Origin of the sequence: Pseudomonas sp. GXZC (assembly GCF_026967615.1) — a bacterium.
Taxonomy (GTDB): Bacteria; Pseudomonadota; Gammaproteobacteria; order Pseudomonadales; family Pseudomonadaceae; genus Aquipseudomonas; species Aquipseudomonas azotoformans_A.
In genome coordinates this window covers 3,883,591-3,898,283 of record NZ_CP114115.1, presented here as the reverse complement: position 1 = coordinate 3,898,283, position 14,693 = coordinate 3,883,591, and the positions used below count along the sequence as shown (strand labels likewise).

Below are 14,693 nucleotides of genomic sequence, written 5' to 3'. Positions count from 1 at the left end.
GGGCTGTTGTGGTGAGCGGGCTTGCCCCGCGCTGGGCTGCGAAGCAGCCCTAAAACCAGACGCCGCATCCTGCCTGACAGAGTGCGGCGTTTTTATTGGGGCGGCTTCGCCACCCAGCGCGGGGCAAGCCCGCTCACCACAACAGCCCGCTCACCACAACAGCCTAATCACAACACTAGGCCCAATCACCACAGCAAGCCCGCCCACCACACAGGCCAAGCCAACCTGTTTAGATACGTGCCAGGGCTTGTGCCAAATCCGCCCGCAGATCCTCCACATCCTCAACCCCCACCGACAACCGCACCAACCCATCCCCAATCCCCAGCTGCGCCCGCGTTGCCGCCGGGATGCTCGCATGGGTCATGATCGCCGGGTGTTCGATCAGGCTTTCCACACCGCCGAGACTTTCGGCCAGGGCGAAGATCTTGACGTTTTCCAGGAAGCGCGTGGCGCCGGCCAGGTCGCTGTTCAGGTCAATCGAAATCATCCCGCCAAACCCACGCATCTGTTTGCGCGCCAGGTCATGCTGCGGATGGGACTTGAGGCCTGGGTAATAAACCCGTGCCACTTGCGGTTGTTGCTCCAACCAGGTGGCCAGGTCGAGGGCGTTGCTGCAATGGCGTTCCATGCGCAACGCCAGGGTCTTCACGCCGCGCAGGGTGAGGAACGCGTCGAAGGGCCCGGCGATGGCGCCCACCGAGTTTTGCAAAAAGCCCAGGCGCTCCGCCAGTTCGGGGTTGTCGCCGACAATGGCGATGCCGCCGATGACATCGGAGTGGCCATTGAGGTATTTGGTGGTGGAATGCACCACTACATCAAAGCCCAGTTCCAGAGGACGCTGGATCCACGGGCTGGCGAAGGTGTTGTCGGCCACGCAAATGATGCCGCGATCGCGGCAGATTCGGGCGATGGCGCTCAGGTCTGTGAGGCTCAGCAGCGGGTTGCTGGGGGTCTCGACCCAGACCATGCGCGTGTCGTCCTGCAGGCTCGCTTCAAAGGCCGACAAGTCACTCAGGTCGACAAAGCTGAAGCGGTGCCCGGCGCTGCGTTGGCGCACTTTGTCGAACAGCCGGAAGGTGCCGCCATACAAATCATTGCCGGAGACGATATGGGCGCCGGCATCCAACAACTCCAGTACTGTCGAAATCGCCGCCAGCCCGGAAGCGAAGGCAAACGCCTGGCTACCGCCTTCCAGGTCCGCCACGCAGCGCTCCAGGGCAAACCGCGTGGGGTTGTGGGAGCGGCCGTAGTCGAAGCCTTTGTGTACGCCGGGGCTGTCTTGCAGGTAGGTGGAGTTGGCGTAGATCGGCGGCATCAGCGCGCCCGTGGTCGGGTCGGGGGACTGTCCTGCATGGATCACACGGGTGGCAAAGGCGCTTTTGTCGGATGGGCTCATGCAAGGGATCTCCGTAGGTGGTTGAGCAGGTCGACGCGGGTAATCAGGCCGTGGAAGCCTGTGGCGTCGGCGATAATGGCGACCAGGCCGCGATCCAGCTCCGCCTGCAATTGCGCAAGGCTGGCGCTGGGGGACAGGGTTTGCAGGGTATCGGTCATGGCGCTGGAGACAATCATGGAGAAATGCGTGGCGTCCTGGTGCAGGCCCAGGAGGATGTCGGATTCATCGATCACTCCCACCAGCTGTTGACCATCCACCAGCACTGGCAACTGCGACACATCCGCCAGGCGCATGCGCTGGAAGGCGGTGAGCAAGGTGTCGTCGGGGCTCACGCTGATCACACGACCGTCTTCGAAGCGCCGCGCGATCAGGTCGCGCAGGTCGCCGTAGTGCTTGTAGTGCAAAAGGCCTGCGTCGTTCATCCATTGGTCGTTGTAGACCTTCGACAGGTAACGGGTGCCGGTGTCACAGACAAAAGTCACCACGCGCTTGGGCTCGGTCTGTTCGCGACAGTATCGCAGGGCCGCAGCCAGCAGGGTGCCGGTGGATGAACCGCCGAGAATGCCTTCGGCCTTGAGCAACTGCCGGGCGTGATCGAAGCTTTCTTCGTCGCTGATGGAGTAGGCCTGACGCACGCTGGACAGGTCGGCAATCGACGGAATGAAGTCTTCGCCAATGCCTTCCACCGCCCAGGACCCCGGCGTTTCCATTTTGCCACTGCGGCTGTATTCGGCCATCACCGAGCCCACCGGGTCGGCCAGCACCATCGCCAGTTCGGGTTGTACGCGCTTGAAGAAGCGCGTCAGGCCGGTGAGGGTACCGGCAGAGCCGACGCCTACGACGATGGCGTCCAGATCATGCTGGGTCTGTGCCCAGATTTCCGGCGCGGTGCTGGTTTCATGGGCCAGGGGGTTGGATGGGTTGTTGAATTGGTCGGCGAAGAACGAGCCCGGAATGTCCTTGGCCAGGCGCGCGGCCACGTCCTGATAATACTCGGGGTGGCCCTTGCCCACGTCGGAGCGGGTGATATGTACCTCGGCGCCCATGGCCTTGAGGTGCAGTACTTTTTCCGTGGACATCTTGTCGGGCACCACCAGCACCACCCGGTAGCCCTTGGCCCGACCGACCAGCGCCAGGCCCAGGCCGGTGTTGCCAGCGGTGGCTTCAATAATGGTGCCGCCGGGGCGCAAACGGCCGTCGCGTTCGGCGGCGTCGATCATGGCCAGGCCGATGCGGTCCTTGATTGAACCACCGGGGTTCTGGGATTCAAGCTTGAGAAACAATGTGCAGGGGCCGGTATCGAACCGGCTGACCCGAACCAGCGGCGTATTGCCGATCAGTTCGAGGACGGCGGGGCGGGAAGGGCTGGGCATGGTGTCACCTGGTGCGAGTTGGCGTCGGGGTGGACCGCAAAATGCAACAAAATGCAAAGTGTGCCTTCGACCATAGGCCTGGAACGCGGCACTCGCAACCGGGGAGTCCGCTGTTTATCTTTTTTTGGCGCATTGGCCTTCAGGGTTGCTTTTGCCGCTGGGTCAATGCCGGTGACGAGGCTTGCATCACCTGGTCCATGACCTGGGCCTGCCAATCGAAATACGGGTTGAAGGTAAGCCGCGCATGCACTTTGCCCGGCTCGCGATAGCCCCAGTCCGAGTACCACACGGATTCGCCTGCGCGGCAACGCGCAAAGTCCTCATCGGTCTGGCCGTTCAGGCACACGCGCTGGCTGCCGCCGGGCCCGTACAGGGGGTTGTCGGGTGCGAACAGCACGCCCATGTGGGAGAACCGACTGACCTGTTGGGCCGGGAGGTGGTCAGTGCGCACCAGCAAACGCGGGAGTTGCGGCGACGTGGCGGGCTCGCCGTACCAGATCATGCGTGAGGCCGGGTGGGTGAAGCGCCCAGCGAAGCTCTCCCGTACAAACTCCACATCCACCACTGAGTCATGGGCCGCGCTGACGATCAGCACGGGTCGATCAAACGGTCGCTCTTCCAGCTTGTCGATGACCGACTTGCTGGTCTGGTAGAACTGGGCAAAGCCATTGGTAGGCACATTCTGGTAGCGCAGCGGTGTTTGTTGCTGGCGCGGACCGTCCGGGTCACGTAGCCATGGCTTGATGTGGGCCAGCCAGGGCAGCAGCCAGATATAGCGATTACGGGCCTTGAACGCCGGGGAAAACATCAACAGCCCGGCAATGTCAGGATTGTCCATGGCGTACTCCAGCACCAGGTTGGCGCCGGTGGAGAAACCACCCAGGTAGACCTGGTCCGTCTCTCGACGCAGCAGCTCCACTTGTTGGGCCACGGTTCGGCGCCAATCCTCAATGTCGACGTCCAGCATGTCCGACGGTTGTGTGCCATGCCCTGGCAGCAACAGCGTGCGTACTCGATAGCCCCGCGAGGCCAGATGCGCGCCAATATCGCTGAAAGAGCCCGCCGAATCGCCCAAACCGTGCACCAGCAAAACGCCGTGGCCATTGGGCGTTTGCGCGACCCATTCACGCGGCGCATTCCAGTCCAGCTCCAAGCTGTGGTCGGTGTCTTGAAAGCGTCGGTCGCGCTCAAGGTCCGCCAGCGTCTGCTGGCGGTAGCGTTCAAAACTGTCGGGCGCGGGTGACGGCAGTACTGCTGAGTGGGCAGAGCAACCCGCCAGGCTGAGCAGTATCAGAAAACGCAGTGATTTCATCCAGATCCCCGGACCGATGCAATGTGCAGCCGACCTTACGCGGCCGTCTGCGCTATCGCCAACCAAAAATATGACCAATAGTAACGGCTGTGTGAGGCGATCAGATCGCCTCTGTCAGCCGGTTCCTATAACTGCGTCAGCCGGGTGACAACCGCATCGCTGGCGCGCTGCATTGGCGCGCGCAACTCGCTGCTGATCAACCCCTGCAACGCCAGGGCCGCTTTTACCGGCGCCGGGTTGGGCTCCATGAACAGCGTGTTGATCAAGGGCAGCAACTGGAAAAACGTCTCCCGCGCCTCCGACAGCTGGTTGTCACGCACCTGCTGCCACAGCGCCACAAACCGTTCGGTGTGTACATGGGCCGAAGCCGCAATCGCCCCGGTCGCGCCCAGGCACAAGGCGTTGAAGATCTGGATATCCTCGCCGCACAACACCGCCACATTGCCACTCGCCAGCAGCGCCAGGGTATTGCCCAGGTTGCCGCCACAGTCCTTGATCGCGACGATCCGCTCATGGGCGACGATGTTGAGCAAGGTGGCCTGCTCGAAGGTCGACCCGGTGCGGTAAGGAATGTCATACAGGATGATCGGCACGCTGGACGCATCGGCCACGGTGCGGAAGAACGCTTCCAGGCCAGCCTGGGACGGGCGGATGTAGCTGGGCGCCGGCACCAGCAAACCAGCGACCGGGCGTTGCAGGATTTCGCGCTGGAAGTGCAACAGCTCAATCTGGTTGTTGCCCGCCAGGCCCATCACCACACGGTTTGCCGGCACCCATTGCAACACCGCATCGAGCACCGCCAACTGTTCCTGGCGACTCAGCGACGCCGCTTCTCCAGTGGTGGTGCACACCATGATCCCGGCCACGTGCTTGTCCAGCAGATGGCTGACCAGGCGATGCAGACTGATGAAATCGATAGCGCCGTCCTGGAACGGCGTGACCACGGGAACCCAGATACCTTGAAACGCTGACATGCACTTTCTCCTGATGATTGACCGCTGGAGTCACCGTCAGAAGGGCAGAGGGAATTGTGCAAGGGAGGAAGGCCGTCGCGCTCAATGTCCTGTCAGCTCATCTGACGGGACAGCGCGCCCCGGTCACATGAGCGACTGTTTCTTCGATTTGAGGGCGTGCGCAACGCAACCTTGCGCCTTGGCAACGGAGCCAATGACGGAAAGGTTAACGGAAGACGTTGCAGTCATGAGATGACACACCCTGAATAAGGCCTCCATCTTCATGGAAGATTACAGAGTGTGTCAACGGGGCTTACTCGAACGGGGCTTACTCGAATTTATCGATACGCGAGTCGGAGTAGAAAAACTCGTTCTTGTCGGTGCTCGATTCAAAGAAGTAGGCGTAGTCGGTCAGGAAGTACAGGTGGTTCACACGGTTGTACTTGTCACCGTCGCTGCGGCAGGACAAGGCCTTGGCGGTGCCCGACAGTTTCGCGTTGAGTTCACTGGCTTGCAGTTCACGTTCAACCTGGCAACGCGTGGTGAGTGACGAATTGCTGCTGCCAATCAGGCTATTGAGGCTGGAGCGTGTGGTGGTATAGGTCACCGTTTCGCCCAGGGGCAAGGCCTTCCAGTTACCGGTGAAACTCAGCTGGGTCAGGGTCGAGCTTTCTGCCATGCCTGAGCCGCCGTAGGTGGCTTTCGACACCAAGTGGAACAAGTTACGCCAGCTCACCGCCTGGCTTTCATAGCCGTCGCCACGCGTCGCCAGGGCCAGTTGCCCGCTCGGCGCATCCTGGCTGACGAACTGAGTGCTTTTGTTATCGCTGGTCTTGCCGCGGTAGTTGCTGGTGCCGACAAACTGTACGTACTTGAACGAATGGGCGGGCTTGTCCAGGTTCAACTGCGTGATGGCCGCCAGCACTGCGGGTTGCACCGACGTCAGGGCGATGGTGGTCGGTGCCTTCATGCGGGGCTTGAAAGCAGGCAATGTGGCGACCTTTTCCGGGCTGGTACAAACGTTGTTGAACAGCAACGCATAGTCGGCATTGCTGCCGGCGATGTTCTGTGGCGTGGGGAAGCTGTCGACACGGCCGTCGCTGACGCGGTTGTTGGCGTCGATGTCGTAGCCGGCCAATTCCATGTAGGTGCCGTCCTTGCACGACACCGCGAAGCGTTCGCGTTTTTGCGCGTAAGGGGCGTTGTACGGCAGGTCGTTGAGCACTGTCGGGTTATCGAAGGCCGCCCAAAAGCGTGTGTCGCCGTTGACGGTCTTGATGCTGTTGGCGTCGATCAACACCTGATCGCCACGCTCATTAGCCTGTACCAGGCGCCAGTCGGGCTTTGGCGTTTCGGCACAGGCGCGTACGAACGTCTGGTTGGTGGCCAGGGTTGCGTGCAACTTCGGCGACAGCTTTTGCGCGCTAGCGTAGCGGCCTACGCTGCCTGGATACAGACGCTTGACCGCGTCCATGTACAGCAGATGCAACTGTGTGGAAGAACAAGCAGCCTCAAATTGCAGGGTGCGACGCACGGGGTTGTTTGGGAGCGTGGGCATCAGCACCTCGAAGCTCAACGTATCGCCTTCGCGCACGATGCTGTTCTCAACCAGCGGTTGGCTCAGGGCCAGGGCAAACATTTGATCGATCTTGGCTTTCTGGGTGGCGCAACCGGCCAGGGTGGCGATGCCACCGATCAGCAAAAGGGGAGTGATAAAGCGCACAGGAGCCTCATTGAGTCCATTCAGGGATTTAAGGGTGACGGCAGGCGCGGCCGGATCTTTAGCCGGATGTTGCTGGTGGAGCGCCAAACCTGGCCGCAAGCCCCGGCACAGCAAGGGTGTAGCCGTCGCCGGATATGTGCGCGTCGCAATCGTCCTGTCGTGCTTTCAGCCAGCCGGTAGTCTATTCGCACCTTCCGGGAGAACCTCGATGATCCGACGCGCGTGTTTGGCCGCCTTGCTGACCCTGTCTGTGTCGACCGCCTTTGGCGCCTCGACCTACGATCACTTGTATGCCTTTGGCGACAGCTACTCCGACAATGGCGCGGGCGACGTGCTCACCACAAGGCTTGCCGCGCAGAAGGTCAAGGACGCCCAGGCACTGCCCGGCCCGCTGTACTGGAAGGGGCGCTGGAGCAATGGCCCAACCGCCGTTGAAGGCCTGGCCCAGGCATTAAAGACACCGCTGACCGACTACGCGGTGGGCGGCGCCAAAAGTGGCCACGGCAACTACTACACGTGGATGATGCCGACCCAGGACACCGGCGTACTCGGCCAGGTTGCCGAGCATTTGCAGGCCGCCAAGTCCCACAAGGCCGATCCCAAGGCGCTGTATTTCATCTTCATCTCGGCCAACGATTTTTTCGAATGGGCCGACTTCTCCCATCCTGAAACCATCGAAGCCTTGAGCGAGTCCAGCCTGGCCAACATCCGCAATGCCACCGAGCAACTGGTGGCAGCGGGGGCCAGGCACGTGATGGTGGTGGGCACCACGGACCTCAGCCACGTGCCCGCCGTGGTGCAGGGCAGCCAGGTCGAAAACGCCAAGCACTACCAGCAGTTGCTCGCACAGAAGCTACCGGCCCTGTTGGCGCAGATCGGCGGGGCGAAGGTCACTTACTTCGACCATTTGGCGTTCAGCGACGCGCTACGCGCCAATCCGCAATCCAATGGGTTCACGGAGATGGACACGCCCTGCCAGCCCACCTACCCGGACGTGAAACCGGCGTGCGCCAACCCCGATGGGCATTACTACTGGGACGAGTGGCACCCCACCCGCAAGGTCCACGCCCTGGCGGCAAAGGCCATGCTCAAGGCGTTGCCTTAGCCTGCGGCCACCGCCGCTTCAATGGCGGCGATGTCGATCTTCTTCATGGTCATCATCGCGTCAAAGGCGCGCTTGGCGACGGCCGGGTCGGGGTGGGTGACTGCGTCGGTCAGCACGCGCGGTGAGATCTGCCACGACAACCCCCATTTGTCCTTGCACCAGCCGCAGGCGCTTTCCTGGCCGCCGTTGCCGACGATGGCGTTCCAGTAACGATCCGTCTCGGCCTGGTCATCGGTGGCTACCTGAAATGAAAACGCCTCGGTATGGGGGAAGATCGGTCCACCGTTGAGGCCGATGCAAGGGATGCCCAACACGGTGAAGTCCACGGTCAACACGTCGCCTTGTTTGCCGGACGGGTAATCACCGGGCGCCAGGTGCACGGCGTTTACCTTGCTGTCGGGGAAGGTCATGGCGTAGAAGGTGGCGGCCTCCAGGGCGGTGCCGTTGTACCAGAGGCAGAGGGTGTTCTTGCTTTTCATGGTCGGTCTCCACAGGAAAATGGCTGTGTGGAGTCTAGACGGCCAGTTGCTGCTCGATGGCCCCCTTGTCGATAACCGACCACACGTGGACAAATTTACCGTCCAGCACTTCGTAGAACACATTTTCGTCGAACGTCACCGTGCGCCCATTGATCGGCAGCCCGAAGAACTCGCCCCTGGGCGTCACAGTGAAATTCAGGCGGCTGGCAACCGTCGGCGGATCGGCCACCAGCAGCTGGATGCGGAACACCAGGTCCGGTATCTCGCGAAAATCCCGTTCCAGCATGGCGCGGTAGCCGGCGAGGCCGACCCGTTCGGCGTTGTAGGTTACGTCGGGGTGCACGAAGTCGCCCAAGCGCTGCCAATCCTGACGGTTCAGACAGTCGATATAACCTTGGTAAAAGGCAGCGAGTTCGTCTCTAGTCATGTCTCAAGCCCTGCGCGCCATCAACAACACCGTCGCCGCCGCCGACAACAACCCTGCGCAGCACCGATTGAAAATCCGCTTGCCCCGCGGCTCGGCAAACCAGCGCCGCATATGCAGGCCCATATAGGCGTAGGCACTGATGGCGATCCACTCCAACGCCAGGAACATCGCGCCGAGCAGGGCGAATTGCGGAGTGATGGGCTCGCCGGGCACCACGAATTGGGGGAGGAAGGCGGTGAAGATCAGGATTGCCTTCGGATTGCCGGCCGCCACCAAAAACTCCTGCCGCGCCAACGCCCACAATCCCACCCTGGCCGTCGCGGACTGCGCCTCTGCCTCCGAATTGGCCCGCCACAACTGAAACGCCAGATAAAACAGATACGCCGCTCCCAGGATCTTGATCCCATAGAACAACAACTCAGACGTTTGCAGCACCACTGCCAAACCCGCAGAGGCGAGGGCGATCATGCCGGCGAAGGCCAGCAAGCGGCCGATGCCGGCCAGGCATGACGTGCGGTAGCCGTAGCGGGTGGAGTTGCTGACGGACAGCAGGTTATTGGGACCCGGCGCCATGTTCAGGGCGAAGCAGGCGGGGAGGAAAAGGGCGAGGGTGGCGAGGTCCATGGCGGCTCCGGGTTCGCGGGGGCGGGGAGTTGTGAGGATAAGGGGAGTGGAGGTCGTTGGACAGCCTCAGTCGTTCGTGTTTTGAGCTATCGCGGCATTTGCGACATCAGCGGCCATCTGTTCAGCACTGCGCATCCCGTCAATCCTTAAGACCGGAGCCGTCTGCTGTGATAACCACGCCTCATGCCACGCCCGGTTGCGTCCTGAGAAATTCGGGTCGTCATACTGCAAAGCCCATTCCCGGAAGCCCACGTGTATCGCGTGCATGTCACCACCGGGTGCAATCCGCTCGCCAAAACGCGCCATCTCGCGGGCGACCAGACGTTCGAGGCGAACGGGCGTAGGTGTGACCACAAAGACAATCAAGTCAGCATCAGCAATCAGCGCATCGCCCCACACCATGCAGGAACCACTTAGCACCCAGCCGTCGTCACCGAGTGCTTGTTGCATCAGGGAAACGCGGTCGCTGGGAGGTCGCTTGGTTGTGAAGGGAGGGTTTGTGGGCATCCAGTAAAAGTCATCGACGTCGACTTGTCGTAGACCCAGCCGCGTGGCGAGGTTGTGACCCAGCGTGGTGACGCCTACGCAGGATGCACCTGTGATGTAGATCCGCATTTTTCCTCCATGAACACACGCCGGGTCTCAGGTCAGGGAGATGTCCTGCCCAGCATTTCAGGGCAAAGGTTGCGGGGTGACGGTGTACCAACCCGATGGGGTTTTGGCACACACCTGCGGTCTCAGCGGTGTTTCAACCGTGTTGTGGCCCTGAACGGAGAGTTGGCGAACGGCAATCACGCAACCGGCCTTGAACGTGCTGATTTTGACCATCTGCAGTTCCATTTCATAATCTTTGCCGGGCTCGGGGATGAGTGTGACAGGCGCGGGAAAGCAGGACATTTGCGAACCGCCCATGGCGAACCCTGCAATAAAGGGTTTACCCGCCGCAATAACGTGCTCGTCAAACACTTTAGGCGACTGGTTGATGGCTTTGCTCGCCTTGCTGGCAGGCATACCAATCACGCTGTTCTGGCTGTCGGTGGCTCTGAAGGGGTAGAGGCCCGCCGAGTCGATATGCGCTTTTTGCCATCCGGCTTCTTCAGGCGTTTTGGTCAGCAGGGACCCGTTGTAAAACGCTTCGCAGGTCTGGCCACTGAGGAATCCCGCATTGGTGGTGTCACCCGTGATCAGGCGGATTCGGGCCGAGTTGGCCGGGTCGTATTGGCTGATCTGGGCCTCGTTGCGCACGTCGGTTTTGGTGGTGGCGCAGCCGATAAGCGTCAAGCTGAGCGCCAGGGGAAAGAGAGAACGCATGGGTAACCTTCATATCCTGTGAGGGTGGGGCTTGAGGGGGAGACCTATTGATCAGCGTTCCAAACCGCCAGTTCATAGCCATCCGGATCGGTGAAGTGGAACCTGCGTCCACCCGGGAATGAAAATGTCTCGCGGGTGATGAGAGCCCCCAGGGCTTTGAGTCGCTGCTGCGTGGCATCGAGATCATCGGCGTACAAAATAACTAACGGGCCACCCGGCCGAACCGGCTCCCCCGTGGTGAACCCGCCAGTCAGACGCCCATCGCTGAACTCGGTATAGGTGGGGCCGTAATCGACAAACGTCCAGCCGAACGCGCCGCCGTAGAAGGCTTTGCTGCGGGCAATATCGCTGACGTTGAATTCGATGTTGTCGATTTGCCGGTCTTTACCTTGAGCACTCATATTTGCCTTCCTGGCTGATCTTTTCGAGCGGCGAGTGTAGCGTGAACGGCTGCCTGCATGAAGACAGGAATAATGCCTATGATGCAGCCGACTACAGAATTGATTGGAGTGGAGCGCGTGCTGAACATTGGAATCCTGGGCGTCGGTGAACTGACGGAAAAGGTGGTGATCGGCCTGCGGCGCAGTGGGTTTAGCGGACGGGTGCTGCTGTCCCCGCGCAACCACGAACGTGCGCAGCACCTCAGTGCGCAATGGGACTGCGAGGTGATGGCTGACAATCAACAGGTGGTCGATGGGGCGGACTTGTTGGTGCTGGGCGTGCGCCCGGAGGTGGTCGGTCAGCTCTGCGATGAAGTGCAGCTCAGACCTGAGCAAACGCTGGTATCGCTGGTGGCGGGATTGCCGCTGGCTGAGTTGCAACGCCGGTTCCCGCAGGCACGTGTGGTGCGCGCCATGTTGTCCTATGCCGCGCAGATCAACCAGACAACCGTGGTGGTCACACCAGGCGGCGAACCCCATGCAACGCTGCTGGGCGCGCTTGGATCATTGGTTGTGTTGGATCAGGAAGAGGCGTTCGAACTGGCCACCGTCGCGGCTTGCATGAACGGTTGGTTCTATTTCTTCCTGAGTGATCTTCAGCAGTGGTTCACCGATAAAGGCCTGTCCAAGGATCAGGCCGCCCAACTAGTGATGGGCAACCTGCAAGACTGCCTGGCCAGCGCCCGCCATCAGCCAACGGCCAGTCTCGAAGCGTTGGGTAGCGCCATTGCCACGCCCGGCACCTTTACGGCGGCCGGGCTGGAGGTGCTCAGGAATAACGGAGCGTCCCAGGCATGGACAGCGGCGGCTGATGAAGTGCTTGAACGCCTGCACAAGCCGCTGCCGACAGGCTTGGCGAAGAAACAGTGAGCGGGGATGAAGCATCGCGCGAGCGTCGCTTCATCCCCGTTCTAATTACCCCGCGACAGCCGGCACGGGTGTATTGAGCAATTGCTGCTCCCACAGGTACGCAATGCCGCTACCCGCGGCATGCTGCTGAAGCACCTCCGTCAGTGCGCCGGCTGTTTCGCTGCGCGCCCAGTCGCGCTGCCATTCTGCGGCAATCGCCAGCCAGGTCATCATGTTCGCGCCGGCCGCAATCATGCGCTGGATCGCTACCTGATGGGCCTCGACGGAAACAGCGCCCGAGGCGTCGGTGATCACGGTCACGTCCCAGCCTTCGCCGAGGGCTTGGATCACCGGCATGGCCACGCAGATTTCAGTCCACAGGCCCGCGATGACCAGTTGCTTGCGGCCAGTGGCTTTTACCGCGTCCACCACGGCCTGATCTTCCCAGGTGTTGATGAACGTGCGGTCGATGACGGTTTGGCCGGGAAACACATCGGTGATTTGCGGGAAGATGAAACCGCCACGTTCGGCGATTACGCTGGTCAGGATGGTGGGTACGTTGAAGGCCTTGGCGGCTTTGGCCAGCGCCGTGGCATTGTTGACCACCATCTGCGGCTCATGGCTGTTCAGGTTGGTGAGTTGGTAAGGCTGATGGTCAATCAGAACGAGTACCGAATCTTCCGGGCGAAGCAGCGAGTCAATGCCGTTACGAAAAGTCATTCATACATCCTTTGTTGTCGTTGTGAGCGGGATCAGCTATCAAGCAGTGCGCAGGTCGCCGCATTGCTTGTGGACAGCACTGTGCTTTTCCCACACTCATTGCGGTAGTCGCGTGCGGTGGTTAGCTGTGTCGCTCAAAGAGGAACACTGATTTGGATATCGAAGAACTTCAGACCTTCGTGGCGGTTGCCGATGCGGGGGGCGTTTCGCCTGCTGCGGTGAGGCTTGGCGTGTCCAAGTCAATCGTCAGTCGCAGGCTGGCGCGCCTGGAAGCAGAACTTGGCGTGCAGTTACTGGCCCGGTCTACGCGCGGGGCCGCGCTGACTGAGGCCGGCGCTACGTTTCGCGACTATGCCGCCAGGGTCTGTGCGGAAATAGACGTTGCCAGGGAAGCGATCCTGCCCGCCGGTGCGTTGCGAGGCCGCCTGCGAGTGGCCGCGCCGCTGTCTTTCGGCCCCACCCATTTCGCCCCCGTGCTGGCAGAAATGGCACGACGACACCCGCAACTGCATATCCAGACCTGCTACAGCGATCGCTTTGTTGACCTGATCGCGGAGGGTTACGACTGTGCGATACGGGTCGGCTACCTGCAGGACTCCAATCTGATTGCACGCTGCATTGGCCCGATCAAGGGCAAACTGGTTGCGAGTCCGGGCTATATCAAAACCCATGGTGCCCCGCAGAAGCCGGAGGAACTGATCGCCCATCAAGCCCTGATGCAGAGCACGGAAGCCTGGCAATTTCTGGATGGCGACAAGGTCGTTGCAGTGCGTCCCCAGGGGCGCTTCAAGGCGGACAGCGGTGTGGCGTTGGTGGCTGCCGCTGTAGCCGGGCTGGGCGTCGCGTACCTGCCCGATTGCCTCACCCATGACAGCCTGGCCAGCGGTGCGCTGGTGCCGATCATGACGGCGTATCCACCCCCGTCGGCGGGTGCCTACATGGTCCGTCCTGCAGGTCAGCATCCGGCCCAGAAGATTCGGGTTCTCACCGAACTTTTGATCGAGTATTTCGGTACGTCTCCGCACTTTGCGGGTGACGTCGCCAGGTGACAACGCTGGCGCCAGGCGTGGTTTACAGCCGATGGTGCTCCAGCAAAAAGTCTACAAACACGCGGATCCGCGCCGGCATGCTCGCACCGCCGACAAACACCACGTGGATCGGCTCCCTGTCGCCGGGGTTCCAGGATTCCAGCAGGCGCACCAGGTCACCGCGATGCAGGTCTTCTGCCACCGTGAACTCGCCGATGCGTGCGATACCGGCGCCCAGGCGCGCCAGTTGCGCGAGCGCTTCGCCACTGCTGCATTCGATATTGCCGTTGATCTTCAGCGAAAACTCGCGGCCATTACGGGCGAAGGGCCAGTCGGATTGGGCACGGCGGAAGTTGAAGCGCAGGCAGTTGTGCCGTAGCAAGTCGTTCGGTTCCAGCGGTGTGCCGTGTTGCTGGAAGTACGCAGGCGACGCCACCAGCGCCTGGCCGGTGTCACCGATGCGGCGCGCTGTCAGCGGGCTGTCTGGCAGGTCGCCAAAGCGGATCGCCACGTCCGCTTGGCCGCCGAGGATGTCGACCACTTCGTCGCCCAAGGTCAGGTCCACCACAATGTTCGGGTAGCGGGCGCTGAATGCCGCCACCAAGGGCACGATGGTCATGCGACCGTGGCCCAGGGCCGCACTGACCCGTAGCCGGCCTTTGGGCGCGCCCTGGTCGGCGATGGCTTCCTCGACTTCGTCCATGTCGGCCAGGATGCGCCGGGCGCCGCGAAGGTACACCTCGCCTTCGGCCGTGAAGGCGAGGGCGCGGGTCGTGCGAATCAGCAGGCGGGTGCCCAGGCGCTGTTCCGTACGTGCGATGACCCGGCTGACGGCCGAGGGCGTCAATCGTAATGCCCGTGCCGCCGCCGACAGGCTGCCTTCCTGCGCCACCATCGCGAATACCGCCATCTCGCCCGACCTGCCGTTGAAATCCATTTTTGCCTCGTGCGCA

The 14,693-nt window shown here is 61.5% G+C and carries 16 protein-coding genes; 3 read left to right on the top strand and 13 right to left on the bottom strand.

Annotation, left to right across the window (positions count from 1 at the left end; genetic code table 11):
- Positions 1-229 precede the first annotated feature (229 nt).
- The 5 genes from OZ428_RS18130 to OZ428_RS18110 form a co-directional block, all read right to left on the bottom strand.
- Positions 230-1,396, bottom strand: a complete 1,167-nt coding sequence (locus tag OZ428_RS18130; RefSeq protein WP_269130764.1) for a cystathionine gamma-synthase — start codon at positions 1,394-1,396, stop codon at positions 230-232.
- Positions 1,393-2,769 carry a cystathionine beta-synthase gene (locus tag OZ428_RS18125; protein WP_269130763.1) on the bottom strand — a complete coding sequence of 459 codons (1,377 nt, stop codon included), beginning with the start codon at positions 2,767-2,769 and terminating at the stop codon, positions 1,393-1,395. Before OZ428_RS18125 ends, OZ428_RS18130 begins: the two co-directional genes overlap by 4 nt.
- A gap of 139 nt (positions 2,770-2,908) precedes the next feature.
- Positions 2,909-4,081 (bottom strand): alpha/beta hydrolase, encoded by a 1,173-nt coding sequence (locus OZ428_RS18120; RefSeq protein WP_269130762.1) that lies wholly within the window; start codon positions 4,079-4,081, stop codon positions 2,909-2,911.
- Positions 4,082-4,206: 125 nt separating this feature from the next.
- Positions 4,207-5,055 (bottom strand): 4-hydroxy-tetrahydrodipicolinate synthase, encoded by an 849-nt coding sequence (gene dapA / locus OZ428_RS18115; RefSeq protein WP_269130761.1) that lies wholly within the window; start codon positions 5,053-5,055, stop codon positions 4,207-4,209.
- Between the two features lie 307 nt (positions 5,056-5,362).
- Positions 5,363-6,757 carry a hypothetical protein gene (locus tag OZ428_RS18110; RefSeq protein WP_269130760.1) on the bottom strand — a complete coding sequence of 465 codons (1,395 nt, stop codon included), beginning with the start codon at positions 6,755-6,757 and terminating at the stop codon, positions 5,363-5,365.
- Positions 6,758-6,965: 208 nt separating this feature from the next.
- Here OZ428_RS18110 and OZ428_RS18105 point away from each other — a divergent pair, with 208 nt between their 5' ends.
- A complete protein-coding gene (locus OZ428_RS18105) occupies positions 6,966-7,862 on the top strand; it encodes an SGNH/GDSL hydrolase family protein (RefSeq protein WP_269130759.1) in 897 nt (298 codons plus the stop codon).
- Here the strand turns inward: OZ428_RS18105 and OZ428_RS18100 are convergent.
- The 6 genes from OZ428_RS18100 to OZ428_RS18075 all read right to left on the bottom strand — a co-directional run bounded on the left by OZ428_RS18100 (position 7,859) and on the right by OZ428_RS18075 (position 11,104).
- Positions 7,859-8,341, bottom strand: coding sequence for a VOC family protein (locus OZ428_RS18100; protein WP_068932877.1), 483 nt, complete (start codon positions 8,339-8,341; stop codon positions 7,859-7,861). The genes OZ428_RS18105 and OZ428_RS18100 overlap by 4 nt on opposite strands.
- 34 nt (positions 8,342-8,375) lie before the next feature.
- Positions 8,376-8,768, bottom strand: coding sequence for an ester cyclase (locus tag OZ428_RS18095; RefSeq protein ID WP_269130758.1), 393 nt, complete (start codon positions 8,766-8,768; stop codon positions 8,376-8,378).
- Positions 8,769-8,771: 3 nt separating this feature from the next.
- Positions 8,772-9,392, bottom strand: coding sequence for a LysE family translocator (locus tag OZ428_RS18090; RefSeq protein ID WP_269130757.1), 621 nt, complete (start codon positions 9,390-9,392; stop codon positions 8,772-8,774).
- 66 nt (positions 9,393-9,458) lie between these two features.
- Complete coding sequence (locus tag OZ428_RS18085; RefSeq protein ID WP_269130756.1) at positions 9,459-10,007, bottom strand: ATP-binding protein; 549 nt, start codon at positions 10,005-10,007, stop codon at positions 9,459-9,461.
- A gap of 57 nt (positions 10,008-10,064) precedes the next feature.
- Entirely contained in the window at positions 10,065-10,703 is a 639-nt protein-coding gene (locus OZ428_RS18080) for a hypothetical protein (protein WP_269130755.1), read from the bottom strand.
- A gap of 44 nt (positions 10,704-10,747) precedes the next feature.
- Positions 10,748-11,104: a VOC family protein gene (locus OZ428_RS18075; RefSeq protein WP_269130754.1), complete on the bottom strand. Its 357-nt coding sequence runs from the start codon at positions 11,102-11,104 to the stop codon at positions 10,748-10,750.
- 78 nt (positions 11,105-11,182) lie between these two features.
- On the opposite strand from OZ428_RS18075, the gene OZ428_RS18070 reads away from it, so the two are divergent.
- Positions 11,183-12,013, top strand: coding sequence for an NAD(P)-binding domain-containing protein (locus OZ428_RS18070; protein WP_269130753.1), 831 nt, complete (start codon positions 11,183-11,185; stop codon positions 12,011-12,013).
- A gap of 45 nt (positions 12,014-12,058) precedes the next feature.
- Here OZ428_RS18070 and OZ428_RS18065 read toward each other — a convergent pair whose 3' ends face one another.
- On the bottom strand, positions 12,059-12,712 hold the full coding sequence (locus OZ428_RS18065) for a hydrolase (protein WP_033896550.1): 654 nt from the start codon (positions 12,710-12,712) through the stop codon (positions 12,059-12,061).
- A 152-nt stretch (positions 12,713-12,864) separates the two neighbouring features.
- Here OZ428_RS18065 and OZ428_RS18060 point away from each other — a divergent pair, with 152 nt between their 5' ends.
- Positions 12,865-13,761 (top strand): LysR family transcriptional regulator, encoded by an 897-nt coding sequence (locus OZ428_RS18060; protein WP_269130752.1) that lies wholly within the window; start codon positions 12,865-12,867, stop codon positions 13,759-13,761.
- A gap of 22 nt (positions 13,762-13,783) precedes the next feature.
- On the opposite strand, the gene OZ428_RS18055 is transcribed toward OZ428_RS18060, so the two are convergent.
- Positions 13,784-14,677 (bottom strand): LysR family transcriptional regulator, encoded by an 894-nt coding sequence (locus OZ428_RS18055; protein WP_269130751.1) that lies wholly within the window; start codon positions 14,675-14,677, stop codon positions 13,784-13,786.
- Positions 14,678-14,693 lie beyond the last annotated feature (16 nt).